General features: G+C 45.5%; 22 protein-coding genes. 13 read left to right on the forward strand and 9 right to left on the reverse strand.

Going from position 1 to position 26760, the window contains the following annotated elements; genetic code table 11:
• Positions 1-33: 33 nt before the first annotated feature.
• The 8 genes from gabT to ACWYU8_RS00580 all read right to left on the reverse strand — a co-directional run bounded on the left by gabT (position 34) and on the right by ACWYU8_RS00580 (position 8952).
• Positions 34-1305 carry a 4-aminobutyrate--2-oxoglutarate transaminase gene (gene gabT, locus ACWYU8_RS00545; protein ID WP_457516213.1) on the reverse strand — a complete coding sequence of 424 codons (1272 nt, stop codon included), beginning with the start codon at positions 1303-1305 and terminating at the stop codon, positions 34-36.
• A gap of 15 nt (positions 1306-1320) precedes the next feature.
• Entirely contained in the window at positions 1321-2748 is a 1428-nt protein-coding gene (locus ACWYU8_RS00550; protein ID WP_457516215.1) for an NAD-dependent succinate-semialdehyde dehydrogenase, read from the reverse strand.
• A 68-nt stretch (positions 2749-2816) separates the two neighbouring features.
• Positions 2817-3899, reverse strand: a complete 1083-nt coding sequence (aguA, locus tag ACWYU8_RS00555; protein WP_457516217.1) for an agmatine deiminase — start codon at positions 3897-3899, stop codon at positions 2817-2819.
• Positions 3900-3911: 12 nt separating this feature from the next.
• Entirely contained in the window at positions 3912-4778 is an 867-nt protein-coding gene (aguB, locus tag ACWYU8_RS00560) for an N-carbamoylputrescine amidase (protein WP_457516219.1), read from the reverse strand.
• Positions 4779-4795: 17 nt separating this feature from the next.
• Positions 4796-6073 (reverse strand): NAD(P)/FAD-dependent oxidoreductase, encoded by a 1278-nt coding sequence (locus tag ACWYU8_RS00565; RefSeq protein WP_457516221.1) that lies wholly within the window; start codon positions 6071-6073, stop codon positions 4796-4798.
• Positions 6074-6110: 37 nt separating this feature from the next.
• Positions 6111-7595, reverse strand: a complete 1485-nt coding sequence (locus tag ACWYU8_RS00570) for an aldehyde dehydrogenase (protein ID WP_457516222.1) — start codon at positions 7593-7595, stop codon at positions 6111-6113.
• Positions 7596-7630: 35 nt separating this feature from the next.
• Positions 7631-8188 (reverse strand): HTH-type transcriptional regulator PuuR, encoded by a 558-nt coding sequence (gene puuR / locus ACWYU8_RS00575; protein WP_457516224.1) that lies wholly within the window; start codon positions 8186-8188, stop codon positions 7631-7633.
• A gap of 17 nt (positions 8189-8205) precedes the next feature.
• Positions 8206-8952, reverse strand: a complete 747-nt coding sequence (locus ACWYU8_RS00580; protein WP_457516225.1) for a gamma-glutamyl-gamma-aminobutyrate hydrolase family protein — start codon at positions 8950-8952, stop codon at positions 8206-8208.
• A gap of 340 nt (positions 8953-9292) precedes the next feature.
• On the opposite strand from ACWYU8_RS00580, the gene ACWYU8_RS00585 reads away from it, so the two are divergent.
• From ACWYU8_RS00585 to ACWYU8_RS00625, 9 genes are all read left to right on the forward strand, one after another.
• On the forward strand, positions 9293-10636 hold the full coding sequence (locus ACWYU8_RS00585) for a glutamine synthetase family protein (protein WP_457516227.1): 1344 nt from the start codon (positions 9293-9295) through the stop codon (positions 10634-10636).
• Between the two features lie 76 nt (positions 10637-10712).
• Positions 10713-12188: a Na+/H+ antiporter NhaC family protein gene (locus tag ACWYU8_RS00590; RefSeq protein WP_457516228.1), complete on the forward strand. Its 1476-nt coding sequence runs from the start codon at positions 10713-10715 to the stop codon at positions 12186-12188.
• Positions 12189-12749: 561 nt separating this feature from the next.
• Positions 12750-13424 (forward strand): haloacid dehalogenase type II, encoded by a 675-nt coding sequence (locus ACWYU8_RS00595; RefSeq protein WP_457516229.1) that lies wholly within the window; start codon positions 12750-12752, stop codon positions 13422-13424.
• Positions 13425-13446: 22 nt separating this feature from the next.
• A complete protein-coding gene (locus tag ACWYU8_RS00600) occupies positions 13447-14721 on the forward strand; it encodes an NAD(P)/FAD-dependent oxidoreductase (RefSeq protein WP_457516231.1) in 1275 nt (424 codons plus the stop codon).
• Positions 14722-14785: 64 nt separating this feature from the next.
• Positions 14786-16411: an ABC transporter substrate-binding protein gene (locus tag ACWYU8_RS00605; protein WP_457516232.1), complete on the forward strand. Its 1626-nt coding sequence runs from the start codon at positions 14786-14788 to the stop codon at positions 16409-16411.
• Between the two features lie 95 nt (positions 16412-16506).
• Positions 16507-17466, forward strand: coding sequence for an ABC transporter permease (locus ACWYU8_RS00610; RefSeq protein WP_457516234.1), 960 nt, complete (start codon positions 16507-16509; stop codon positions 17464-17466).
• On the forward strand, positions 17463-18290 hold the full coding sequence (locus ACWYU8_RS00615) for an ABC transporter permease (RefSeq protein WP_457516236.1): 828 nt from the start codon (positions 17463-17465) through the stop codon (positions 18288-18290). Before ACWYU8_RS00610 ends, ACWYU8_RS00615 begins: the two co-directional genes overlap by 4 nt.
• A 10-nt stretch (positions 18291-18300) precedes the next feature.
• A complete protein-coding gene (locus ACWYU8_RS00620; protein WP_457516238.1) occupies positions 18301-20199 on the forward strand; it encodes an ABC transporter ATP-binding protein in 1899 nt (632 codons plus the stop codon).
• Positions 20200-20284: 85 nt separating this feature from the next.
• Positions 20285-21754 carry an NAD-dependent succinate-semialdehyde dehydrogenase gene (locus tag ACWYU8_RS00625; protein WP_457516240.1) on the forward strand — a complete coding sequence of 490 codons (1470 nt, stop codon included), beginning with the start codon at positions 20285-20287 and terminating at the stop codon, positions 21752-21754.
• Between the two features lie 34 nt (positions 21755-21788).
• On the opposite strand, the gene ACWYU8_RS00630 is transcribed toward ACWYU8_RS00625, so the two are convergent.
• A complete protein-coding gene (locus tag ACWYU8_RS00630; protein ID WP_457516242.1) occupies positions 21789-22724 on the reverse strand; it encodes a 2-hydroxyacid dehydrogenase in 936 nt (311 codons plus the stop codon).
• 289 nt (positions 22725-23013) lie between these two features.
• Between ACWYU8_RS00630 and ACWYU8_RS00635 the strand changes: the two genes are divergently transcribed.
• The 4 genes from ACWYU8_RS00635 (at position 23014) to ACWYU8_RS00650 (ending at position 26702) form a co-directional block, all read left to right on the forward strand.
• Positions 23014-24309 carry an aspartate aminotransferase family protein gene (locus ACWYU8_RS00635; protein WP_457516244.1) on the forward strand — a complete coding sequence of 432 codons (1296 nt, stop codon included), beginning with the start codon at positions 23014-23016 and terminating at the stop codon, positions 24307-24309.
• Between the two features lie 71 nt (positions 24310-24380).
• A complete protein-coding gene (locus ACWYU8_RS00640) occupies positions 24381-25040 on the forward strand; it encodes a hypothetical protein (protein ID WP_457516246.1) in 660 nt (219 codons plus the stop codon).
• 56 nt (positions 25041-25096) lie between these two features.
• A complete protein-coding gene (locus ACWYU8_RS00645; RefSeq protein ID WP_444492879.1) occupies positions 25097-25594 on the forward strand; it encodes an Lrp/AsnC family transcriptional regulator in 498 nt (165 codons plus the stop codon).
• A 34-nt stretch (positions 25595-25628) separates the two neighbouring features.
• On the forward strand, positions 25629-26702 hold the full coding sequence (locus ACWYU8_RS00650) for a tartrate dehydrogenase (protein ID WP_457516249.1): 1074 nt from the start codon (positions 25629-25631) through the stop codon (positions 26700-26702).
• Positions 26703-26760: the final 58 nt, after the last annotated feature.

Genomic DNA, 26760 nt, shown 5'->3' on the forward strand with positions numbered 1-26760 from the left:
TCCTCTTCTTTTTTAATACTTGTGTTGACTCAATTACGCCAGCTCAAGAATGATTTTTTCCAGCTTGTCTAAACCTTCGTTCAGTACTTCAGACTCAATCGTCAGTGGTGGAAGTAGACGAATAACGTTCGCTTTTACACCACAAGAAAGCAGGATCAGACCGTTTTCTTGCGCTTTACTGATGACTGCTTTCGTCATTTCTTGCAGAGGCTTACCTGATTCTGGGTCAGTGAATTCAATCGCCATCATTGCACCAGTGGTACGGATTTCACCAATAGCAGGCACTGATTTTTGCAGCGCAGTCATGCGTGCATTAACGACTTCGCCAATGCCCATCGCTTTTGCACACAAATCTTCTTCTTCGATGATTTTCAGTACTTCAAGACCTGCAACACAGCCTAGCGGAGAACCAGCATAAGTACCGCCTAAACCACCAGGTAGAGCAGAGTCCATCACATGTGCTTTACCAACCACGGCTGAGATCGGGAATCCACCAGCAATACCTTTAGCCATTGTCATCAGGTCAGGTTCAATACCTAGGTATTCTGTCGCAAACATTTTACCGGTACGGGCAAAACCTGTCTGGATTTCATCTGCAATCAGCATGATACCGTGCTTATCACACAACTGACGCAGACCTTGTGCAAACGCTTCTGGGGCTTTGTAGAAACCACCCTCACCTTGTACAGGTTCAAAGATGATTGCCGCAACGCGTGATGGCTCAATATCGCAGGCAAACATATCTTCAATTGCTTGCAAGCTTTGCTCAACACTAATGCCGTGGAACGCATTTGGGTATGGTGCGTGATAGATTTCGTTCGGGAACGGACCAAAGCCAGCTTTGTAAGGTGCAACTTTACCCGTTAGACCCATCGTCATATTGGTTCGACCGTGGAAACCACCTTTAAACGCAATCACGCCACTACGGCCTGTATGTGCACGTGCCACTTTCACTGCGTTTTCTACTGCTTCTGCGCCAGTAGTCAGGAATATCGCTTTCTTCTTCGTCTCACCAGGTGCAAGTTCAGTTAGCTTTTCAGCCAGCTCCACAAAAGAAGCGTATGGCGTCACCATTGCACACGTGTGCGAGAAATTATCCAACTGAGCTTTTACTGCTTCAGTGATGCGTTTGTTTGAGTGACCGGTATTCGTTACCGCAATGCCAGCAGCAAAATCGATGTATTTATTACCTTCAATGTCCCATACGTGCGCATTTTCTGCTTTCTCTACGTAAAGTGGGTACAATGCGCCCATGCCCTGAGCGATTACTTCATTTCTTCTTTGTTGTAGTTGTTGGTTTGTCATTGTTCTGTCCTTAAATTAGTTGCCGCCAAAGCAGAGATATTTCACGTCCATGTATTCATCAATACCTTGTTTCGCTCCTTCACGCCCGATGCCGGACTGTTTAACACCACCGAAAGGAGCCACTTCAGTAGAGATCATGCCTTCGTTAATACCAACCATGCCGTATTCAAGTGCTTCAGCAATTTTCCATACACGGTGAATATTCTGGCTGTAGAAGTAAGATGCCAGCCCGTAGATCGTGTCGTTCGCCATCTCGATAAGTTGTTCATCATTATCAAAGCGAATAACTGGTGCGACAGGGCCGAAAATTTCCTGAGAAACAATCTCCATGTCATGAGTCACGTCTTTCAGCACCACAGGTTGCATGAACAGACCATCCAATTCTTTCAACTCTGAAACTGGTTTTGCACCTTGCTCAATAGCACCATCGATAAGCGCCTGGATACCTTGCTTTGCAGACTCGCTGATCACTGGGCCAATATTCACGCCAGCTTCCAGGCCGTTGCCGACTTTAAGCTTCTGAACAGCAGCATCAAATTTAGCAACAAACTCGTCATACACTTTGCTTTGCACGTAGAAACGGTTGGCACAAACACAAGTTTGACCGGCATTGCGGAACTTTGACGCCATCGCCCCCGTAACCGCTGCATCAATATCAGCGTCATCAAATACGATAAACGGCGCATTACCACCCAATTCCATCGACGTGCGTTTAATGTCCCCCGCACTTTGCTGCATCAGAACACTGCCAACTTGAGTAGAGCCCGTGAAAGAGAGCTTACGAATCAGTGGATGAGAGGTAAAAATAGCACCTACTTTACGTGAGCTCTCACCGAGAACCACTTGCAGTATGTCACGTGGAATACCAGCCTGGTAAGCTAACTCAGCCACTGCAAATGCAGAAAATGGCGTTGCCTCTGATGGTTTCACGATAAAGCTACAGCCTGCAGCCAACGCCGGACCTGCTTTACGAGTGATCATTGCAATCGGGAAATTCCAAGGTGTAATCGCACACGCCACACCAATTGGCTGCTTGATGGTCACCAAACGCTTATCTGCGCTCGGCGCAGGAATGGTTTCACCGTAAGTACGTTTAGCTTCCTCAGCGAACCATTCGATAAAGCTTGCACCGTAAAGCACCTCACCCTGAGCCTCTGCCAGTGGTTTGCCCTGCTCTAAGGTCATGAGGCGACCAAGATCTTCTTTATTTTCAAGTAGAAGTTGGTACCAACGATGAAGCATTGCAGAGCGTGCTTTTGCTGGAAGCTTTGCCCACTCTTTCTGCGCGACACTTGCGCGCTCAATTCCATTTAGGATCTCGTTTTCTGTGGTCACTGGCGCGTATCCAAGAACCTCGCCCGTGGCTGGGTTCGTTACCGCTGTGCCTTGTACTTCACTCGCCACCATGAACGAAAGAAGGCTTGTATTTTTAATCTGTTGCATGGTTATTCCTTTTAACAGCTTTTCTGCACCACCCTAATGTTAGTCTCTGGTGGCAAAGCAATCTCTTTTTAAGCTGGGATCTGCTGCGTAATACAGTGGATGTTCCCACCGCCAAGCAGCACTTCTCTTGACGGTATAGCAATGATTTGATGCTCCGGCATCGCACTTTGCAAAATATCGATAGCAAGCGAGTCAGTTTCTTCATCAAGCATCGGTAAAAACACATGGTTGTTAACGATGAGGAAGTTCGCGTATGAAGCACTGAGTCGCTCTCCCGCTTGTCGGCTCATCCCTGCGCTCGCGTCGATACCATTGGCTTCCAACTCACTATAGTGCAATGGTCCTGGCAGCGGTAAACGTACAATTTCGATGTTTCGTCCATTTGCATCTTGCTGTGACTTCAGCACTTTTTCAGCTTGCCGAGAAAGCTCGTATTGCGGATCACTTGGATCATCCGTCCAGCTCAACACCACTTTGCCCGGTGCTATCACATGCAGCAGGTTATCCACGTGCCCATCCGTTTCGTCATTGAATAAACCATTTGGTACCCAAATGACTTTTTCGATGCCGAGATATTCTTTTAGCTGCTCTTCAATTTGCACACGGCTAAGATGCGGGTTACGCCCCGGACTAAGTAGACACTCTTCCGTCGTGTAAAGTGTCCCTTCTCCATCTGTATGAATCGCTCCGCCTTCAAGTACAAACGGGGCACGGTAGTAATCGATTCCGATGATGTCGCATACTGAACCTGCGACTAAATCGTCTTGCTGCCAGTTTTCATAAAGGCCATTGTATTCACCACCCCAGGCGTTGAACTGCCAGCTAATCCCACGGCGTTCACCTGCCTGATTGACAAGAACTGTCGGGCCTATATCCCTCATCCACGCATCGTTAAACGGGATTTCCACCAAGCGTACTTCTGGGTGCAGCAACAGACGGGCCTTATCAAAGTGTTGTGATGAAACGGCAACACTTACTTTGGTGACTTCAACAATCGCATTTGCGATTCTGGCGAACGTTTCCTGAGCAGGAATCGCATCATCACGCCAGTTATCACGTCGTTCAGGCCAAGCTAGCCAGACTTCACTTACCGGCTGAAACTCAGCCGGAAAATAGAAGCCATCTTGCGCTGGTGTTGTAGATAACTTCATAGTAACGCCTCTTTAAACAGCTAGCTTACCAACACTTGTGTATAGCTCAGGACGACGGTCGCGGAACAGAGCCCAAGCGTGACGAGCTTTTGCCGTTGCTGCTAAGTCGATTTCTGCGTAAATGATCGTCTCGCCTTCGCGTGGTGCCTCAGCAATTTTTGCACCTGTGTGGTCAGTGATGAAAGAAGAACCGTAGAACGTCGTTTCAATGCCGTCATCCACTTCTGTACCGACTCGGTTTGACGCGATGACAGGAACAAGGTTTGCAGCCGAGTGACCTTGCATCGTGCGCTGCCAATGATCACGCGAATCTAATGTTGGATCTTGAGGCTCAGAACCAATAGCAGTCGGATAGAAAATCGCTTCCGCACCGTGCAGCGCTAAACAACGAGCAAGCTCTGGGAACCATTGGTCCCAACAGATACCAGCACCAAACTTACCAAATTTGGTTTGCCATACTTTAAAGCCGGTATCACCAGGGCTAAAGTAGTACTTCTCACTGTAACCTGGACCATCTGGAATGTGCGACTTACGGTAGTTATCCAGTACTGTGCCGTCTGCATCAATCATGACCAGTGAGTTAAAAAAGTTGTTGCCCGCTTTTTCAAAATAGCTGACCGGAATAACCACTCCCAGCTCTTTCGCCAATGCACTCATCTCTTTGATCAGAAGACAATTTTCTTTCTCTTCTGCCAATTCAAAATACTTCGCTTCTTGCTTTTTGCAGAAGTAAGGCGCTGCGAATAGTTCTTGAGGAAGAATCACGTTCGCACCGTTTTGTGCCGCTTCGCGAATCGCTTTTTTTGCTTTATCTAGGTTATCTTCCAGATCCCAGCTCTTGGTTAGCTGAAGGGCTGCAAATTTAACTACTTTGCTCATTGGATATTCCTTATCTCTTAAATCGCCAGTTTGTCACGTAGGTTGTAATAAGCCGCACCCATTGCAGTAAATGGAATTTGGAAGTGACGGCCACCCGGGAAGGAGTAATGTTTTAGTGCTGCAAACGCATCAAAGCGCTCAGCGTGTCCGGTTAATGCTTCTGCAAGTAACTTACCTGCCAGATGTGTACACGTAACACCGTGGCCACTGTAGCCTTGTAGGTAGTAAATGTTGTCAGCAAAAGAACCGAACTGAGGCATACGTGAATAAGTAAGCAGGAAGTTACCTGTCCACGCATAATCAATCTTAATGCCTTTCAATTGAGGGAAGACTTTTTCCATCTTAGGACGGATAAGCGCTTCGACGTTTTCTGGGTCGCGTGCACCGTAGACCACACCACCTCCGAACAACAGACGCTTATCAGCAGTTAAACGGAAGTAATCTAATAGGTAGTTACAGTCTTCAACACAGTAGTCACTGGTCAGTACTTGTTTCAGTTGATCTTCTGACAGAGGCTGAGTTGCTACCACTTGCGTACCACAAGGGATCGCTTTATTACTGATGTTTGGAGCCAGGCCACCCAGGTAGGCGTTACCCGCGAGTACAACATATTTGCTCTTCACGCTGCCTTGTGCGGTTTTAACAACCGGGTTTACGCCTTTATCAATCGACACGACTGCAGACTGTTCAAAGATTTGTCCGCCAAGTGAGATAAACGCCGCTGCTTCACCTAACGCAAGTTTAAGCGGGTGAATATGGCCACCACGCATATCAAGCAGACCACCGGTATACACTTTAGTACCAACTGTTTCCTCGATTTGGCCTGCATCTAACACCGTTAGTTGGTCGTTGCCGTAACGCTCCCAGTTTTTCTTGTGCTCTTCTAGCCCTTTCAGCTGCTTGTTGTTCAGCGCAGTGAACAATCCACCTTGTTTGAAATCACATTCGATATCGTATTTGTTGATAAGACCGCGGATGATGTCACCGCCTTCGAAAATCATGTCACACAGTGCTTTAGCCTGGTGTTGGCCGTAACGGCTTTCAATAACGTCAACATCTCGGCTGTAACTGTTAACGATCTGGCCGCCGTTACGACCAGTTGCTCCAAAACCTACTTTTGCACTTTCCAGCACCACAACTTTAAAACCTTTCTCTGCCAAATGTAGAGCAGAAGAAAGACCAGAGAAGCCAGCGCCAACGACACATACATCACATTCAATGTTGTCTTGAAGTTGTGGGTAGTCCGGCATATTTGGCACAGAGTGAGCGTAGAACGAATCCGTATGCTTGTTCATAGTGATATTCCTTTATTAATCGTAATCGTCAGCAGGCTTAAGGCTGGATGCGAATCCAAGTGGTTTTGGTTTCAGTGAATTTTTCAATGGCATGAAGAGATTTATCGCGACCATTGCCGCTCATTTTGAATCCACCAAATGGGACCGTCATGTCACCTTCGTTATAGTTGTTCACCCAAACCGAACCGGCTTGCAGACGTTTAGCTACGCGATGAACGCGGTTGATGTTGCTACTCCAAAGTGCCGCACCTAAGCCGTACTTCGAGTCGTTAGCAATTTCGATGGCTTGCGCTTCATCCTTAAATGGAATCACGCACAATACCGGGCCAAAGATTTCTTCTTGAGCAACGCGGAAGTGGTTGTCCACGTTGTCCAGTATGGTTGGCTCAACGAAAGCGCCTTGCCCTTCAACATTGCCACCGCAGCGTAATACCGCGCCCTCAGACAGACCTAGTGTGATGTATTCCAACACTTTAGATTTATGGTCTTGGTCAATAAGCGCTCCCATAGAAGAGCTCGGGTCCATTGGATCTTTTGGTGCGAAAGCTTTGGCAGCTTCGATGACTTTTTCAATGAACTGATCTTTAATGCTTTCATGAACGAGTAATCGAGTCGCAGCAACACACACTTCGCCCTGGTTGTAGAAACAACCTGCCGCCGTTTCAGCCGCAGCACGGTCTAGATCTTCGCAGTCTTCAAATACGATGTTTGCGTTCTTACCACCAGCTTCTGCAAAAACGCGTTTTAGGTTACTTTCGCCAGAGCGAATCATGAGTTGGCCAGCAATGCGTGTAGAACCAGTGAAAGCGATACAATCAACGTCATCATGAGTGGCAAGCGCATCGCCCGCCTCATGGCCAAAACCTGTAATTACTTGGAAAACACCGTTTGGTAGGCCAGCTTGTGAAGCTAGTTTGCCTAAGAAAATCGCAGTGAGAGAAGACTTCTCTGACGGTTTAAGAATGACACTGTTGCCCGCAGCAAGCGCCGGACCTAGCTTCCAGCAAGCTAGCCATAGAGGGAAATTCCAGGGAACAACTGCCGCAACAACGCCAATAGCCTGGTGAGAAATAAAAGCGTGTACATCTTTTTCGGTTGGAGCAACTTCTCCGTACACTTTATCGATCGCTTCTGCGTACCAGCGTAAAGAGTTTGCTGCACCAGGAATATCGGTAGAAAAGCTATGAGAAATAGGTTTACCGGTATCAAGAGTTTCAAGTAGTGCCAACTCTTCACGGTTTTGCTCAATCAGGTCTGCAAATTGTTTTAACACGGCTTTGCGGTGTGCCGGGCTGCTTTCGCTCCACTGACCTGATTGGAATGCTTTGCGAGCGTATGATACCGCAAGATCGACATCTTCACTTTGGCAACGGGCGATTTCGGTAAAGATCTCATCCGTTGCTGGGTTAACGACAGGGATCGTCTGTCCACTTAGTGCTGCGCTATATTCACCGTTGATAAACGCCCTGTTTTCGATGTTTAGATTGTCTTTAAGTTCAATCCATTGTTCTTGAGTTTTCATACGCTCTCCTTGTTATCACACAAGGCAAGCACCACTTAGAATGTGGTTGGCGTATGCGCACTTATCATTCGACAAGCCTTGTCTGTGTGATTCGTAAATCTGTGTGGCTGCGTCGTATCAATCACGTACGACTCACCCTCTTTGATAACGAATGATCGGCCTTTGTATTCCAGAGTGATTTCACCCTCCAACACAGTGCCAATTTCTTCGCCTTCGTGTTTAATTTCAGCAGCACCCGTTGTTCCATGTGGTGCATACTCTTCGATCAAGAATCCGATAACCTGATCTTTATTGCCGTTAGTCACCAGTTTCATCGAAACTGTCTCACTACCCATTTCGACAAGTTCTTCTGGAGTAACGACAACTTTCACATCTTCATTCTGAGTTTGTTCAAAAATGAAAAACTCCGACAGAGATAAAGAAAATACGTTCACTATTTTTTGCAACGAGCTAACCGAAGGGCTAACCTTGCCGTTTTCAATTGATGAGATGGCACTGTGAGTAATCCCAGCTCGCTCGGCCAGTTCTCGTTGTGACAATCCATGTTTCTTTCTTAACTGAACAATATTTTTACCAATCTCTTGATTGTCCATTCATGCGGCTCCAAAAATTAAAGAGAGGCCGCCATAATAAATTCTTTAAACAAAATTTGTGAGAAATGATTGGTTTTTGCTTTCCATTCTGGGTGCCACTGCACGCCTACGAAAAATTTTTGTTGCGAAAGACTAAAAGCTTCTATAAGGCCATCCGGCGCTTTCGCTTCGACTTGTAGCTGGGGAGCCAACAGATCGACGCCTTGATTGTGCAGTGTATTCACGTCAAAGAAGGTCGTATTTTCCCAATGGTTTTCTACTAACCACTTCTCAAACAAACTCTCTTTTTGAACCAGAACAGCATGTGCAGGCGAGTATTTCTGTTCAAAATCTTCAACAGGCGCTTCGCGATGGTCATTAAAGCCAGAATCATGAACCGCAGGATTAAGTGTCCCACCTAACGCAACATTCATTTCCTGAAAGCCACGACAAATACCCAGACAAGGAATATTTTTATCAACAGCGTGTCGAATCAGACTCAACGATAACTCATCGCGCGCTTCGTCTTTTTTATTCTCGGTGTGGCTCGCATTGTAACGATGCGGCGCAACATTTGAGTGACTACCAGGGAACAAGAAGCCATCACATAGTTCCAGAATTGATGCGATTTCGTCGCTCGACATATCAGGCGCTAATATCACTGGTAATCCGCCAAAGTCTTTGACTGCGCGTAAATAAAAGTCATTGACCGCCTGAATCTGATAGCCACCTAACTCCTTTGTGCAGCTAACAACGCCAATGATTGGTTTGCGTTTATTTGACATGACATATCCGTGTTCAATTTATTTAACAACAACACTACAAACCATGTACAAAATTATCAACATAGATGTTCGAAATTATAACCAAAACGTGACAAACCTCACCATTTCGCTCAATAAAACTAATATTTACGCTCATTATATTGAACAAAACAAAAACGACTGTTACAAAATAGTTAACAACAAAGCACAAAAACAACCAATTAAAAAGCCAAGACGCAATGTATGTGCTTGTTAAAATTAAATATATCTGAATTGACACACTCGTTAATTATCGCATTGTAACTTTTTTGTTAAATCAGATATCTCTAATTTCGACTCGTCTGGTTATTTGGAGAAGAAAATGGAATCGTATCTACAGGAAGTTCAAAATTTTAAACACAAGTGGCCTGATATTGAGTTTATCGATCTGATTTTTACCGATATCAACGCATCCCCACGAGGAAAGCGCATCCCAATCGACGCTTTGGATAAGTTACATAAAGGCGTTGCACTGCCTCTTTCTACTATTACTCTCGATCTAAAAGGCAACGTCGTTGAATCAGCAGGACTAGGAGAAGATTTAGGCGAACCAGACAATCTTTGTTTCCCTATCAGTGGTACATTGATGCCTACCGCTAAAAAACAAGTTGGTCAGTTACTACTAAGCATGGTGGATGAATCGGGCCAGCAACCAAATGCGTTGTTTATTCGTAACATTCTCGCTTCTATGGTTCAGAAGCTACACGCTAAAGATCAGTACCCTTGTGTTGCACTAGAACTAGAATTTTACCTGGTTGATAAGCAACGTGGAGAAAATGGATCACCTTTAACGGCGATTAACCCAACGAAGAAAACTCGTGAAAAAGACACTGAAGTGTATGATTTAGATGGGTTAGATGACTACGCAGACTTCTTATCAGATCTAAACAAATTCGCGTTGGAACAAGGCTTAAATACTTCAGGTGCCCTTTCTGAATCCGCACCGGGCCAATTCGAGATCAACTTCAATCACTCACAAGATGTACTTAGAGCATGTGATGAAATCGTCATCGCTAAACGTCTGATTCGTCAAGTTGCCCATCAGCATGGATTTGATGCAACCTTCATGGCCAAACCTTTTGGTGAACAAGCTGGCAACGGCATGCACATTCACTTAAGTTTGATGGATAAGGATGGCAACAACCACTTTAGCCAACAGGATGGTCAAGCCAGCCCTCTCTTCTATCAAACGATGGCAGCGATGCTTGAGCAAACATCGGATGCCATGGGATTAATTTGTCCTAATGTTAACTCTTACCGCCGTTTTGTGCCTGGCGCTTACGTTCCGACGAAAGCCGACTGGGGTGAAAACCATCGTGGTGTTGCGTTGCGTGTGCCTATCAGCGATAGCAAAAATCGCCGTATAGAACATCGTATCGCTGGAGCTGATGTTAACCCTTATATCCTCGCTGCAGTAGTACTTTCCGCAGTATTAGCGAGTGAAAACTATACCAAAGATCAATGTCCACCGACCCTAAGTGAAGATGCAATTGACTTACCAGTGCGTATGTCCGAAGCTCTTGATCAGTTGGAACACAGTGAGCTGGCACAATACATTTCAAGGGACTTTATCGATTTGTATCTTGCTTGCAAACGAAGTGAACTCGCTGAATTTGAGCGTACTATCACACCACTGGAAATCGACTGGATGTTGCACTCGGCATAATAGCGATCGCAGTAAATAATGGGGCTTTCTAGCTTGTTATTTACTGTGATTGGCATAAACAAAGGAAATGTAATTTATGACTACGCAAACAAAGGCGATGGATGCGCCGCTAAAATTCAACATGCAACATATGATTATCTCGTTAATTTGTGTTTCGACCTTCGTACTTTTTACAGCGATTGGATTGAATCACGAAGAGGGGCAAGTCTACGGATGGATGAGCCTTTTGCCTACAGCGTTGGTTTTAGTCTTCGCTTTGACGACTCACCGTACTGTAGAAGCGCTCTTTAGCGGCGCAATTGCCGGGGTGCTACTACTCAACCCCGCAGAAGCGGTAGAGCAAATCGTTGATATTTCGATGAGCGTAATGATGGATGAAACCATCGCTTGGATCATCCTGGTGTGTGGTTTGATGGGCGGTTTGATTGCGGTACTTGAAAAAGGCGGCAGTATTTTAAGCTTCTCAGACATGTTGGTGACTAAGGTTAAAAGCCGTAAACAATCCATGCTGATGACATTTGCTTTAGGTATTTTGATCTTTATCGATGACTACTTAAACGCAATTGCAATCTCTTCATCAATGAAGAAAGTCACTGACGGCTATAACATCTCTCGCGAAAAATTGTCATATCTGGTTGACTCAACAGCAGCGCCAATCTGTATCCTTGTGCCAATTTCAACTTGGGCAATTTTCTTTAGCTCTCTTTTAGAGTCGAATGGAGTTGCTGAGACAGGTAAAGGTATTCAAACCTATATCGAAGCAATTCCATACATGGCTTATGGCTGGGTAACACTCGCAATTGTTCTTTTGGTTGCGATGGAAAAGATCCCAGATCTGGGCGCGATGAAAAAAGCAGAGCAACGTGCAAAGAATGGCCAGGTTCGTCCTGACGGCGCAACGGATGTAGACTTTGGTAATGACGTTGTTCCACACACGAATCCAACAGTGGGCCTAATCAACTTCCTGCTACCTATGATTGTTCTGGTTGCCGCGAGCTGGTACTTCGGCATTGACCTTCTGGCTGGTGTTTTCGTTGCGCTTATCTTCACTATCAGCTTCTATGGTGCACAAAGACTGATTTCGATGAACGATATGTTTGAGGCTGTTTACGATGGCATTAAAGTCATGCTATTGCCTCTTGCAACCGTTATTGGCGGCTTTATGCTGAAGTCGGTGAATGACTCATTAGGTGTGACACAATACGTAATCGAAACCGTTAGCCCATACCTAAACGCCTCATACTTCCCTGCAATCATCTTCTTGATTACTGGTGGTCTGGTATTCGCGACTGCTTCTTCTTGGGGTACATTTGCGGTAGCGATGCCAATTGTTCTGCCATTGGGTGAACAGCTTGGTGTGCCTCTACACCTAACGGTAGCAGCTCTACTTTCTGCATCAGCTGCTGGTAGCCACTCATGCTTCTTCAGTGACTCCACCGTGCTTTCTGCACAAGGTTCAGGTTGTACGTCAATGCAACATGCTACGACCCAGTTCCCTTATGCGCTTATCGGTATCGTCGCGACTGCACTATTCTTCCTTGTTATCGGTTAAACATTAACAGTGAAAATCAGAGCCCTGCTTGTTCACAAAGCAGGGCTTTATTTATACCCAAACTCCACTTTCATAACCCCACCCTATACCAAGCACCACAACCTCTGATCTTTCCTCTTTAAACCAGTGACCGGCTTTAAACCGTAATGTTAAAACTCGTGTTATTCACGACATTATCTTCAACGGCAGATTATTTTGTTTGAACCAGCTGACACGCAGCAAATAAGTTGCCTGGGAAGCTCTTATCACCTCAATCAACTTCGTAACCTCCCTCTAGCACAGTATCATGAAACAATATAAATACTTATATTTCAAACGCATATATCAAACTAAACCTTTCTACCTCACACACCTCTTATTTCCAATTCCACTTTGATACACACCACATTTACTGCTGTAAGAAATCATAAAAAAGTAGATTTCTGTTTTTGTGACCTTGTATTAAACGCCATCTGCTGTGGGTGTGTGATGTAATGAAGTCGTGGCAAAAATGAAGGCAAAACGCTTCGGATTGTTACCTTTAAGTTCGGGTTGTTACTTTTAAATTTAAGGATGAATACGATGAGTACACTAAAACCTAAATATATCTCTTTCGATTGTTACGGCACGCTAATCAAAATGGAATTTGCGATCATGACTCGCAAGATGTTTGCTGATCGTGTTCCTGCGGACAAAATGGATGCATTTGTTATCGACTTCTACAAATACCGCCTAGATGAAGCGTCATCAGCATGGCGTCCATATGATGTAGTTCTAAAAGCGGCTCTAGAAAGAACCTGTAAACGATGGGATCTGGAATTTAAAGAGGAAGAAGGACAAGCATTTTACGAAGCCGTACCAACGTGGGGCCCACACCCAGATACAGTTTCAGGTCTAAAACGTTTAGCGAAAGCTTACCCGCTGGTTATCTATTCTAATGCTGCTGATGAACAAATTATGCAGAACGTAGAAAAATTAGGCGTACCCTTCCACCGTGTATTTACCGCTGAAGAGGCTAAAGTATACAAACCTCGCTTAGCCGCATTTGAATACATGATTGATAACCTTGGTTGTAAACCTGAAGAGATCCTCCACGTTTCATCGAGCTTCCGTTATGACCTTTTCTCTGCAGATGATATGGGCATTAAGAACAAAGCCTTTGTTAACCGTGGTCACGACCGTCCTGCTGACAGCAGCTATTCATACCATGAAGTAAAAGACATTAACGGACTTGCAGACCTACTTGGGCTGGACTAACTCGACAAGGTGAGGAGTTTTTATGATTAATAAATCATATTGGATTGATACCAAACCCGAATTCACTAACGGCTCAAGCGAACTAGTGAAAACGCACTACGACGTTGTGGTTGTTGGCGGTGGGTTAACTGGATTGTCTGCTGCTCTTTCACTGGCTAAAAAAGGGGCGTCTATCGCCCTGTTTGAAGCCGAAAATATCATGGAGAACGCATCTGGCCAGAATGGCGGCCAATGCAGTAGCGGTGTAGTCCAGGATTTTGGTTCTTTGGCCAATTCGATCGGCATGGATAAAGCGAAGCGTTACTACAATGCGTACGGCAGCGCGGTCGATTCTCTACGCCAGGTCATCAAAGAAGAGCAAATCGAGTGTGAAGTCCGTGAAAGCGGTAAATTAAAACTCGCATCGAAGCCTAAACATGCAGAGAAGATATTTAATACCTGCGAATTGATTCGCAAAGAAGTCGACCATAACGTTGAGTTTCTCGATGGGAATCAAATCAAAAGCGAAATTGCCTCAGATCTGTTTTATGGCGGCATGATTCAGCGTAACGGATTTCAGCTTCATGTTGGCAAGCTAGGCATTGGTCTGGCAAACAGTGCGGTTAAATATGGCGCAAATATCTACGAACACAGCCCGGTTTTGAACATCAAAAATACTGGCAACCAATTCGTTCTAGATACACCAAAAGGCAAAGTCACGGCCAAAGACGTCATCATTGCAAGTGGTATCAGCCAGCATGGTCCTCTGGGCTGGTTCAGAAGACGTATCGTCCCGGTCGGCAGCTTCATCATCATGACCGAGCAAGTCGATCCTGAACTGATCAATCAGTTGATGCCTAACAAACGTTCTTATGTCACCAGCAAAAACATCGGTAACTATTTCCGAGTCATGGGAGATGACCGCTTATTGTTTGGGGGAAGGGTTCGATTTGCAGCCTCCAACCCGGAGTCGGATGCTATCAGCGGAAAGTTGCTGACGCAAACCATGGAAGATCTCTTCCCGGAATTAAAAGGGGTAAAAGCCTCTCACTGTTGGGGTGGACTGATTGACATGACACCGAACCGTTTACCTAAAGCCGGTATGCATAAAGGGATGTTTTATGCGATGGGTTATAGCGGGCATGGCGTGCAAATGTCGACGTATATGGGTCAACAGCTTGCAGAAATGATTGCTGGTAATAAAGAAGCGAACCCTTGGCGAGACGAACGCTGGTTCCCTATTCCTGCCTATAACGGCAAACCCTGGTTCTTACCTATGGTCGGTGCTTATTACAAATTACAGGACTATTTACACTAAGTAGACTCACTTAATTTAGTTAATATCTAACCGCTAAATCGTAATATAGAAAGGAAGCAATATTATGAAAAATAAGCATATTATAACGGGACAAGAGTGTATTAATGATTACGAACGCCTCACAGAAGATGGTCGTTCAAGAAGACGGATCCTTAAATCATTGGGTGCTGCTGGTATTCTGTTTGCAGCCTCTGGTACATCTCTTGCGCCTTTTAACGTATTTGCAGATGACAAAACCACACCGGCGAAAGGCAAGCCCGGCGGTAGCATAAAAGTCGCCAGCCTTTCTATGTCTACTGCTGACACACTCGACCCGGCAAAAGGTGCTTTTTCGACTGACTACACTCGCCACTACATGGTGTATAACGGCCTGACTAAATTCGATGAAAATCTAGTCCCTCACCTAGAACTTGCAGAGAGCATTGATAACGAAAATGCGACCATCTGGCACATCAAACTACGTCAAGGCATCCTTTTCCACGACGGCAAAGAATTAACCGCTGATGATGTAGTATATTCCCTTCAGCGTCATAAAGATCCTGTTACCCAGTCCAAAGTGATGGGGCTGGCAACCCAGATGAAAACCATCACAAAAACGGGCAAGTATGAAGTGAAGATTGAGCTGGAAAGTCCAAACTCAGGCTTCCCTTCTGTTCTCGCTGTATCGCAGATGATGATTATTCCTGCTCATGTCGCAGATATCAGCAAAGGCATTGGTACAGGCCCATTTAAAGTTGCGGACTTCAAGCCGGGCATTCGTACTGTCGTAACGAAAAATAAGAACTACTGGAAACCAGGGTTACCTTACCTGGATCAGGTAGAACTCTTCGCTATTGCAGATGAACCATCGCGTGTTAATGCTCTCCTATCTGGTGAAGTTCACGTTATCAGTGAAGTAAACCCACGCTCAACCGAGCGAATTAAGCAGAGTGCCGGATATGAGTACATTAACGCGCCATCGGGTAGCTATACAGATTTGATCGTCCGTCAGGATATGCTACCGGGAAGCAGCGCAGAATTTACTGAAGCGATGAAACTCCTCATGGATCGTGATCAAATCAAGTCTGCCATTTTCCAGGACTTCGCCACCATTGGTAACGATACACCAATCGCACCGGGTTCAAGATACTTCAATAGTGATTTACCACAGCGCACCTTCGATCCAGAAAAAGCCAAGTACTTAATCAAAAAAGCCGGCTTTGCTGATGCGACTATCCCAATGGTTACCTCCGGAGCCGCAACTGGCGCAGTCGATATTGCCGTATTAATGCAGCAATCTGCCGCCAAAGTGGGGATCAAAATCGATGTTCAGACCAAGTCCATCGATGGCTACTGGTCAAATCACTGGGCTAAACACCCTCTGAGTCTCGGTCACGTTAACGCTCGCCCAAGCGCAGACATTATTTTCTCTCAATTCTTCCTCTCCAGCGCCGCATGGAACGAATCTCAGTGGAAAAACGACAGATTCGACCAATTATTGCTCGACGCTCGTAAAGAAACCGACGAAAGCAAACGCGCGCAAATGTTTGGTGAAATGCAGTCCGTCGTTCACGATAAAGGCGGCATCGGTGTCCCAATCTTCGTCAGTAAAATCGACGCGATTGACTCTCGTCTGAAAGGCTATGGTGCTAACCCTCTCGGTAACTTTATGGGTTATATGTTCGCCGAGACAGTCTGGCTAGATGCCTGATCGGATTAAATTAACTTAACCTCATTAAAGCAAAGCGACGCTATAACCATAGCGGCAGCGGATGCTGTCGCTCTTTCAACACAGAGGGATGCTTTATGAACAACGCTATTTTATCGCTGATCGTACGAAGGCTGCTGAGTGCCCTACTCACCTTGTTCTTAGTTTCGATCGTCGTTTTCTCAATAACCAATATTCTTCCCGGAGATGCCGCGCAACAAATTCTGGGGCAGTTCGCAATGCCTGAACAAGTGGCAGCGCTACGCTCACAACTCGGCTTAGATCAGCCTCCGCTCGTTCGTTATTTTGACTGGCTATTCAGCTTATTAAGTGGCGACTTAGGTCAATCATTTACCAACAGCATGCCTGTCAGCCAACTGCTCGACGGAAGGTTACAAAACACCTTAATGCTGGCAGCCGCTACATCTGTGGTGTCTGTGCCTATCGCACTCGTGCTGGGTGTATGTGCGGCAATTTACCGTAACGGTAAACTTGATAAGTTTTTAAACACCATGACATTAACGCTCGTTGCAGTACCGGAGTTTCTGGTCGCGACCGTCGCAGTTCTGATTTTTGCCGTGAAACTTCGTTGGTTCTCAGCCATTTCCTATGGCGGCGGCGGTGAAGGCATGATGGACTTCCTGCGATCTTACACATTGCCTGTCATGACCTTGTGCTTTGTCATTACCGCTCAAATGGCTCGTATGACCCGAGCGGCAATGGATGACGAACTGAAAAGTAGCTATGCGGAGATGGCAAAACTTAAAGGCTTGTCTACGGTGAGAATTGCGATTTTTCACGCCCTTCCGAATGCTGTGGGCCCGATTGCGAATGCCGTTGCCTTAAGTCTCTCATACCTGTTTGGCGGTGTGGTTATCGTAGAAGCGATTTTCAATTTTCCAGGCGTTGCCAGCCTGATGGTTGACGCCGTAACTAACCGAGATATTGCGCTTATTCAGGCGTGTACCATGATCTTCTGTTCAGGTTATCTGGTTCTAATCCTTATCTCTGACCTTGTATCGATCGCCTTCAACCCGAGACTAAGGAGTCAAGCATGATTACTTCATCACCGAATTACAAAGTATGGCAAGAAATGAAAAAACCAAGCTCGGTTATCTGCCTGCTTTTCTTTGTTCTGGCAATCATTGGACCTTGGGTTCCACCTCATGATATTGGCGATGTGGTTTCTCAATCTATTTTTGCTCCTATGAGTACACAATTCCCACTAGGAACCGATTATCTGGGCCGAGATAACCTAAGCCGTATCTTAAATGCCATTCGTTATACCGTGGGACTCTCTCTGGTTTCAGCTTTACTGGCTTCGTGCATAGGTACTCTGGCTGCCTTGCTGGTGGTAATGTCACCACGTTGGATTGAAGAAGTGTCTATCCGTGTCGTGGATGCACTTATCTCAATTCCGAGCAAAATGCTGGCACTGGTTATCGTGGCCGGATTCAGCTCTTCTGTTGAAATGCTGATCATCACCGCCGTTGTAGGTTACGCACCGGGGGCATTCCGTATCGCTTACAGTATGGCGCGCACTCAAAGTCAACTTGAGTACGTTCAGGTCGCCAAAATCCGAGGTGAAAACTCGTTCTACATTGCGACCAAAGAAATCCTGCCAAATATCCTAAACCCTGTGATGGCTGATTTTGGCCTGCGATTTGTATTCATCGTCCTTCTACTGAGTGGTCTGAGTTTCCTCGGGTTAGGTGTGCAACCACCTAATGCGGATCTAGGTTCGCTTGTACGGGAAAACATTGGAGGCTTAAGCCAGGGTGCTGCCGCACTTATCGCGCCAGCAGTCGCGATTGGCATTATGACTATCGCGGTCAACCTGGTCATCGACCGAATTTCCGATCAACGAAACAAACAGCGTTAAGGGGTGCACAATGAAAGAGTTTATCGACGTAAGAAACCTTTGTATTAGCGCAAAACAGGAAAGCGGCCCGGTACAAATTGTGAAAAATGTCAGCTTTTCTCTCGATAAGGGACAAGTACTGGCACTGATTGGTGAATCCGGCTCAGGTAAAACAACGATTGCACTGTCACTGATGGGCTTCACTAAACCTGGGTGTTTTTTCTCCGGAGGCGAAGTACAACTGGGTGAAGATAACTTACTGGAGGCAACACCAGTTCAGCTCAGAAACTGGCGCGGTCGACGCATGACGTACATTGCACAAAGTGCGGCGGCGGCGTTTAACCCGAGTCAGCGCTTGATAGATCAGGTCATCGAATCTGCAGTCATCCACGGTCTTGGAACCCGCAACGAGCTGATTAGCAAAGCGATTAAATTATTTAAAGAACTGGCACTGCCAAACCCTGACGAAATCGGCCAGCGTTACCCCCACGAAGTTTCCGGAGGGCAATTGCAGCGTATCATGGCGGCGATGGCACTGATTGTCGATCCTGAATTGGTTATCCTTGATGAGCCAACAACAGCTTTAGACGTGACAACACAGGTTGAAGTGCTACAAGTGTTTCGAAAAGTCGTTCAGCAACGAAATGTAACTGCTGTTTATGTGTCACATGATCTCGCCGTTGTTGCTCAGGTCGCGGACAAAGTGGTGGTACTCAACCATGGCGAAGTAAAAGAAACCAGTCACATTGATACTCTGATTACGGCTCCATCCCACCCTTATACACGCGAACTGATGAATGCGGCCGTTCCAAAAGTAGTGAGAAGTTCGGTCCACCCGGTATCAAATACCGTAGAGCCCGAACAGCCAAAGAAAACACCGTTATTGTCAGTGAGACGGTTAGTTGCGGGTTACGGTAATCGCGATTCCCGAGGTATGCCTGAATACCCGGTATTGGACAATATTAACTTCAACCTATATCCGGGTCAGGCTATTGGCATTATCGGTGAATCAGGATCAGGTAAATCGACACTAGCAAAAACCTTAGTCGGCATGCTTCCCGCAGCACTCGGCAGCACAAAATACAACGGAAGCGATCTACCAACAAAACTCAGCCAGCGAACAAAAAGCCAGTGCCAGAAAATCCAAATGGTATTTCAGAGTGCCGAGACTTCGCTAAACCCTAAGCAGACGATAAGACAGATACTAGGCCGCCCTCTTAAAACCTATTTCAAATTATCGAAAGCAGAGCAAAACAAGCGTATTGAAGAGCTGATTGAATTAGTGCAGCTCCCAAGCAGTGTTATCGATCGAAAACCTTCAGCTCTATCAGGCGGACAGAAGCAACGCATTAACTTAGCCAGAGCCTTAGCCGCAGAACCAGACATCATTATATGTGATGAAGTCACCTCAGCACTGGATACGGTAGTAGCGGCTGCAATACTGGAATTGTTAAACGATTTAAAAGACCGATTAGGCTTCGCTTACCTATTTATCAGCCATGATATGAATAGCGTAAAGTCACTGTGTGATGATGTCATTGTACTTTACAAAGGCAATCAGGTTCAGACATCTCCAACAGACGAAATCTATTCAGGGCCGTTACACCCTTATACCGCACTGTTGATGGATTCGATTCCACAGATCCGCACAGATTGGATCCACCAGCCAAGGCTCGCAACTCAGAGCAGCCTAGAGGTGGTCACGCGCGAACATACGGAAGCGTGTGTTTTTATCGATCGCTGTCCAAAACGGATAGCCAATCAGTGTGCACAAGCGGCACCAACTCGTAAAAGCATTAATAAACAGAGTCATATTCTCTGCCACTTAAAAGATGAGACGCTTCCAAGGCTAAAGAGTGTAGCTGAAGAGAACAATGAAGCTGATCTTCGCTTTGTGACAAAGCAGCGATATAACGACAGATACGCCTGAACCGTGATTATTACCAAAACTGACCCAGATTTCAGTGCAGAGACCCCTTTGCACAATGAACATACATGATTTCAACGGAGTGAACATGATTAACGAAACGATTTTGAAACAGCTCAAAAACCCAGAACTCTTAACCGACAAAGTGTACATCAATGGTGACTGGTGTTACTCAGACGATGGGAAAAACATTGATGTAATCAACCCATCTAATCAAGAAGTGATCGCAAGTGTGCCAGATTTATCAGACCAGCAATTGCTTTCGTCAATTGAGATGGCTGACATTGCATTCAAAAAATTCAAGCAAACTACGGCGGTAGAACGCGCAGAGATGTTGATGACCTGGTACCAACTGATGCTCGATAACAAAGACGATCTGGGGCTTATCATGACGTTGGAACAGGGTAAGCCTCTGCCAGAAGCCAAAGGCGAAATTGTTTACGCATCAAGCTTTATAAAATGGTTTGCTGAAGAAGCTCGCCGTGTTCACGGCGATACCCTGAGTAACCCCTCTCTCGATCGTAGAGTAATGACCATCAAACAACCTGTTGGCGTGTGCGCAGCTATTACCCCATGGAACTTTCCGGCGGCGATGATTACCCGCAAATGTGCGCCAGCAATTGCGGCGGGTTGTCCAATTATCGTCAAACCAGCGGATCTTACACCACTTACCGCACTCGCACTCGGCGTACTGGCTGAAAAGGCGGGCATCCCGGCCGGCATTTTTAACGTAGTAACAGGTGATGCTGCTCGCATCGGTGAACAACTCACGACAAGCGAAACTGTACGTAAAATTACCTTTACCGGGTCAACAAGAGTTGGCAGCCTGTTAATGGCACAAAGTGCCCCAACGATTAAACGCCTTAGTCTCGAACTTGGCGGAAACGCACCATTTATCGTATTTGGTGATGCGGATATTCCTCAGGCCATCGAAGGACTGATGGCAAGTAAATTCCGAAATGCGGGACAAACCTGTGTGTGCGCCAACCGCGTTCTGGTTCACGATTCTGTCTATGATCAATTTACTGCTGCACTTATCGACTCCGTCGAAAAGCTGAAAGTTGGCGACGGATTGGAAGAAGGCGTAACTATAGGTCCTCTTATCAACTCAGCGGCTGTAAATAAAGTGAAAACCCATATCGAAGATGCACTAAGCAAAGGCGCTGAAATTGTATATGGTGAAATTCCGGATCCAAGCAGCCATTTTGTGACCCCAACGGTGATGACGAACGTTACGACGGACATGCTGGTAGCACAGGAAGAAACCTTCGGTCCGCTCGCGCCACTTTTCCGCTTCCAGACTGATGAAGAGGCACTGGCGATTGCGAACGGCACACCTTATGGCTTAGGTGCTTACTACTATACTCAGAACCTGAAACGCGCATGGAAAGTTGGCGAAGCTTTAGAATTCGGTATGGTCGGACTAAATTCAGGCGTCATTTCCATGGATTCTGCGCCATTTGGCGGTATCAAATTGTCTGGCTTAGGCCGTGAAGGTTCTAACATGGGAATCGATGAATACCTCGAAGTGAAAGCCTGGCACGTCGGAGGGCTCTAAGCCCTCCCCCTTGATGTCACCTCTTGTCGCGAAATCAGTAACCACGATTTCGCGACACTAACCCCTCAAGATCTTCTCCCGCCATCCACTTCAGAACATTTGTTTCAAACGTATTAAATGCAGAATCTGCACGAGTAGATCCCGCGATATGAGGCGTGATCATAATCTTAGGATGAAGCCAAAGCGGGCTTTCGGTATCCAATGGCTCTTGTTCAGTAACATCTAAAATGGCGCGGCCGATTTGTCCAGAATCTAACGCAGCAAGTAAGTCACCACTAACAAGATGCTCTCCTCTACCCATATTAATGATCGAACAGCCTTGGGGTAACAGTCTGAACAACTCTGAATTTAAAATGCCCTGCGTTTCGCTGGTTAGCGGTAAGACACAGATAAGTATATCAAGCGAAGATAGAAACTCGGCCAATTCATGCTCAGCAAAGCAGGTGACACCACTTTTCTTATTACCGGATTTAGACCATCCGCTCAACTGAAAATTGAATGGTTTCAGTCTGTCGAGAATCTTTCTTCCCTGCTGACCGAGCCCCATCACACCCACCCTTATTCGACTGGCAGAAGGCACTGAAAATTCTTGCCAGCGTTGCTGTTTTTGATTTTCAAGATAATCAAACGCTCGTCGGTATAACATCAATACAGACATTGAAGCGTATTCCGCCAGTTGATCGGATAGATCATTATCAATCATACGCACAACGGATACATGGTCAGGAATATCGGAAAAATCAATCTGATCAACACCAGCAGAAACGGTAAATATGGCTTTCAAATTAACCAATTTCTTCAACAAGCCCTTCGGAACTTTCCATACAATAAGAATATCGATGTCCGTAAGGTCGCCCACATCCGGCCAGATTGAGAAGTGTATATTTGGATGACGTTCTTCTATTCTTTGTTTCCAAACACGGCCACGTTCTTCCGTCGAACAATATAGAATATTAAGCTTTTTTCCCATGTCACTTCCTTTCCGAGCTAATCATTGTCCATCAGATCGTTGATAATTCACCAGAAAACATTGTGATAAATCGCCGCCGCAGATGACGATAAAAAACAAGCAGTAGACAGCAGATATTAACGTATCCACTGTGTCTAACAGCAAAGTTAAACGTTACGACAAATGATGCTGTTTTGACCCCTAAATACAGTCAAATGTGAATATATAGACGGCCAATTAAGCGTTGTGCTCCGACCAAAAATGTTACTTTTTTCATAGGGAATCTACTTTGCTATGGAAAGGTAACATTATGAATACAGATAAATCTCGTTCTAAAGCTCTACTTGAAGACAAACTTCGCCATGTTCCTCGAGGGCTGGTTAACGCACACCCTATCGCGTTGGAAAAAGCCTCCGGCGCAGAGATGTGGGATGTCGATGGTCAACGCTACCTGGACTTTGTCGGAGGCATCGGTGTACTCAACATCGGCCACACTCATCCAGAAGTCTGCAATGCCGTTATTGAGCAGCTATCTAAGGTCGCCCACCCCTGCGCTCAGGTCACGGTATACGAACCCTATATTGAAGTAGCCAAAAAACTTAACCAGCTTGTAGGTAAAGGTGAAGAATACAAAACGGTCCTACTCTCTTCCGGCGCTGAAGCGGTAGAAAACGCAGTAAAAATTTCTCGTGGCTATACCAACCGACCGGCTGTGATCGCTTTTAAAGGAGGCTTCCATGGACGAACACTTCTTGGTAGTACCTTAACGGGAATGAGTGCACCGTACAAACAAAACTTCGGACCAATGGCTGGCGAAATATACCACGCGGCTTACCCGAACGAGTTTCGTGGTGTGAGCAGTGAAGATGCTCTTAAATCTCTGGACGATATCTTTACCACCGAAGTTACACCAGACCGTGTAGCAGCCATTATTATTGAGTCTGTGCAAGGTGATGGTGGCTTCCTTGCTGCACCTAAAGAGTTCCTGCAACAACTTAGAGAAATCACAAAACGTCATGGTATCGTTCTGATCATGGACGAAATTCAGGCAGGCTTTGGCCGAACAGGCAAAATGTTCGGCTATGAACACGCCGAAATTCAGCCAGACCTAATCACAACAGCGAAAAGCCTCGCCGGCGGATTCCCACTATCGGCAGTTGTTGGTAAAGCAGACATTATGGATGGTCCGTTGCCAGGTGGTCTGGGAGGCACTTATGGTGGTAATGCAGTTGCATGTGCAGCAGCAAATGCTGTATTGGATCTTTTTATGAAAGACGATTCTCTGCTATCGCTGGCAAGCCAACGCGGCCACTTTTTCGAAGAAGGACTTATGTCTCTCAAACGTGATTTCCCGGCAATTGCGGATGTACGTGGACTTGGTTTTATGCTCGCGATAGAACTGGTTACTGAAACTGACACTCCAGATGAAAATGCTCAACTTGCACAGACATTAATTGACGAATGTCGTGAGCAGGGCTTATTGGTTATAAAGTGCGGTACACAAAGGAATGTTATCCGATTTTTGCCGCCAATAAACACGTCAGAATCCATCTTAAGTGAAGCTTTGGAAATGCTAAGTAAGGCTTGTGCAAACGTACTTGGCTAGCGTTCCATTACCCTGACCTACTGTAGTGCAAATTGTGCGTTATACTGCACGAAAATGAAAAAGGAGCCTGCGTGGACATAACCAAATTCACAACTATTATCATCGATTGTGATGGAATTCTAGTTAACCACTACAAGGGGATTTTGAGCAAGATTTACGATCTTGAACAGGATTTACCGCAGGATATTCCGTCTCAAAAAACCATCATTAAGCAGTATCTGGATTATTACTACAGCTTGTCAGAATCGCTGGTTTCTAATGGTTTCCTTGCATCACATGGGTTTGCATATCAGTGCATTATGAAAGAATTTAACCGCCAGTATAACTGGCGGAAAACCTTTCAGTTTGGCCGCGGGATGACCCGGTGGCCATTATATGAAGATGCTTATGGAGCCCTTCATTATCTTAAGAAATTCTTCAAGGTTTTCATAAGATTAGATGTAGAACCGGAAGACATTCCACACATACAAAAAAGCCTGAAACTAGATAGCGACGAGTTGATCATTCGCGGACAAGAAACCAGTGCGTTATCAAAACTCTTAGAGGAAAAAGGAGAATCCATTGATGACTGTTTGTTACTAACAACAACCAGCCTTGCAGAAGTCACTCAGTTTCCGAATGTTCGTATCTTGCACAGGAGCCCGCTGTATGCTCCAGACACAACTAAGACGGAATCTCTTGCAAGCTTGGTCATCGAGCATCAGAACACCATACGCAGTTCATGGCATTAGAATTGCTTTGAATCCATACATCGTCCAGTAAACCCATAATTGTTGAGGATAGCGCTATGGATTCAAGTATGAGACTCGATCGCATTGATATCAATATATTGACTCAATTGCAGAAAAACGGACGAATGACCAACGTGAAGTTAGCTGATGCCGTTGGTCTTTCGGCCAGTCCATGTCTGCAGAGAGTGAAAAGGCTTGAGCAATGTGGTTATATCAAAAACTATAAGGCCTTCCTAAACCTGACAAAAATAACGGAATATGTCACGGTATACACTGAAGTCTATATCAATAGTCACAAGCGGGAAGACTTTGTAAAGTTTGAAAATTACATGAAGAAAGTTGATGAAGTAATGGAGTGCCACCTGATCAGCGGTGGTTACGATTACCTCGTACGATTCGTCACAAGAAACGTTGCTCACTATCAGGAGATCATTGAGAAACTCGTCGACAATAATGTGGGAATTTCAAAGTATTTCAGTTACATCGTTATAAAGTCACCAGTAATAAAAGAAGACATTCCCATCAATAAGTTATTGGAACGCAGTGCTCAGTAAAACGTTATTTCTTGTACTTTAAATGAGTATTGAAATGAAAAAATTTAAAATTGCGGTAATACCTGGCGATGGCATTGGTAAAGAAGTCATCCCTGAAGGGATAAAGGTAATCAAAGCGCTTACAGATTCCAGATTGGATGTGGAATTTGAATTTGATTATTTAGATTGGTCATGTGAAACATACTTAGAAACAGGCCGAATGATGCCTGAAAACGGTATCGAAATCCTTTCTAAATACGATTCGATTTATCTCGGTGCGGTTGGCTTCCCTAATGTGCCTGACCACATTTCTTTATGGGGACTGCTGCTTCCCATTCGCCGTTCGTTTGAGCAATATGTCAACCTTAGACCCATCCGTCTGTTCGAGGGTATTCCGTGCCCGTTAGCCAACAAAAAGCCTGGAGACATTGATTTCTACGTGGTCAGAGAAAACGTAGAAGGTGAATATTCGTCTGTTGGTGGTATCCAGTATGAAGGTTCGGCCGACGAGATAGTTTCTCAGCAGAGCATTTTTACCCGCAAAGGAACCGATCGCATCTTAAAGTACGCCTTTGAGTTCGCTTCCAAACGCGAAGCAAAGCGTGTCACATCCGCCACTAAATCGAATGGGTTGTATCATTCAATGCCATACTGGGACAGTCGTTTCGCAGCAATGAGCAAGAATTACCCGGACATTCAAACGGAACAATTTCATATCGATATTTTGACCGCGAATTTTGTTCGTATGCCGGAACACTTTGACGTTGTTGTCGGATCTAACCTGTTTGGCGATATCCTGTCTGATCTAGGCCCTGCATGTACCGGGACAATTGCGATTGCTCCTTCAGCAAATATCAACCCAGAGCGGGACTTCCCATCCATGTTTGAACCTGTTCATGGCTCAGCACCAGATATTTACGGTAAAAATATTGCGAACCCGATCGGTACTATTTGGGCTGGTGCAATGATGCTAGATCATCTTGGATTATCTAAAGAGCACGACATTATCTTAAAGGCGATGGAAAACGTTATTCGTGAAGGAAATAGCCTGACGCCAGATATGGGAGGAAAAGCCTCAACTCAGGAGTTAGGAACAGAAATTGAAAATGAAATCCTTCAACTCATTTAGAAATTTCCTCAAAACATTAGTAAGGCAGTCCAGGCTGTCTTACTATTTAATATTAACT

Source organism: Vibrio limimangrovi (assembly GCF_054064025.1).

Coding starts and splice junctions, on each gene's coding strand:
- gabT (WP_457516213.1), bottom strand. CDS start 1,305: ATGACAAACCAACAACTACAACAAAGAAGAAATGAAGTAATCGCTCAG.
- ACWYU8_RS00550 (WP_457516215.1), bottom strand. CDS start 2,748: ATGCAACAGATTAAAAATACAAGCCTTCTTTCGTTCATGGTGGCGAGT.
- aguA (WP_457516217.1), bottom strand. CDS start 3,899: ATGAAGTTATCTACAACACCAGCGCAAGATGGCTTCTATTTTCCGGCT.
- aguB (WP_457516219.1), bottom strand. CDS start 4,778: ATGAGCAAAGTAGTTAAATTTGCAGCCCTTCAGCTAACCAAGAGCTGG.
- ACWYU8_RS00565 (WP_457516221.1), bottom strand. CDS start 6,073: ATGAACAAGCATACGGATTCGTTCTACGCTCACTCTGTGCCAAATATG.
- ACWYU8_RS00570 (WP_457516222.1), bottom strand. CDS start 7,595: ATGAAAACTCAAGAACAATGGATTGAACTTAAAGACAATCTAAACATC.
- puuR (WP_457516224.1), bottom strand. CDS start 8,188: ATGGACAATCAAGAGATTGGTAAAAATATTGTTCAGTTAAGAAAGAAA.
- ACWYU8_RS00580 (WP_457516225.1), bottom strand. CDS start 8,952: ATGTCAAATAAACGCAAACCAATCATTGGCGTTGTTAGCTGCACAAAG.
- ACWYU8_RS00585 (WP_457516227.1), top strand. CDS start 9,293: ATGGAATCGTATCTACAGGAAGTTCAAAATTTTAAACACAAGTGGCCT.
- ACWYU8_RS00590 (WP_457516228.1), top strand. CDS start 10,713: ATGACTACGCAAACAAAGGCGATGGATGCGCCGCTAAAATTCAACATG.
- ACWYU8_RS00595 (WP_457516229.1), top strand. CDS start 12,750: ATGAGTACACTAAAACCTAAATATATCTCTTTCGATTGTTACGGCACG.
- ACWYU8_RS00600 (WP_457516231.1), top strand. CDS start 13,447: ATGATTAATAAATCATATTGGATTGATACCAAACCCGAATTCACTAAC.
- ACWYU8_RS00605 (WP_457516232.1), top strand. CDS start 14,786: ATGAAAAATAAGCATATTATAACGGGACAAGAGTGTATTAATGATTAC.
- ACWYU8_RS00610 (WP_457516234.1), top strand. CDS start 16,507: ATGAACAACGCTATTTTATCGCTGATCGTACGAAGGCTGCTGAGTGCC.
- ACWYU8_RS00615 (WP_457516236.1), top strand. CDS start 17,463: ATGATTACTTCATCACCGAATTACAAAGTATGGCAAGAAATGAAAAAA.
- ACWYU8_RS00620 (WP_457516238.1), top strand. CDS start 18,301: ATGAAAGAGTTTATCGACGTAAGAAACCTTTGTATTAGCGCAAAACAG.
- ACWYU8_RS00625 (WP_457516240.1), top strand. CDS start 20,285: ATGATTAACGAAACGATTTTGAAACAGCTCAAAAACCCAGAACTCTTA.
- ACWYU8_RS00630 (WP_457516242.1), bottom strand. CDS start 22,724: ATGGGAAAAAAGCTTAATATTCTATATTGTTCGACGGAAGAACGTGGC.
- ACWYU8_RS00635 (WP_457516244.1), top strand. CDS start 23,014: ATGAATACAGATAAATCTCGTTCTAAAGCTCTACTTGAAGACAAACTT.
- ACWYU8_RS00645 (WP_444492879.1), top strand. CDS start 25,097: ATGGATTCAAGTATGAGACTCGATCGCATTGATATCAATATATTGACT.
- ACWYU8_RS00650 (WP_457516249.1), top strand. CDS start 25,629: ATGAAAAAATTTAAAATTGCGGTAATACCTGGCGATGGCATTGGTAAA.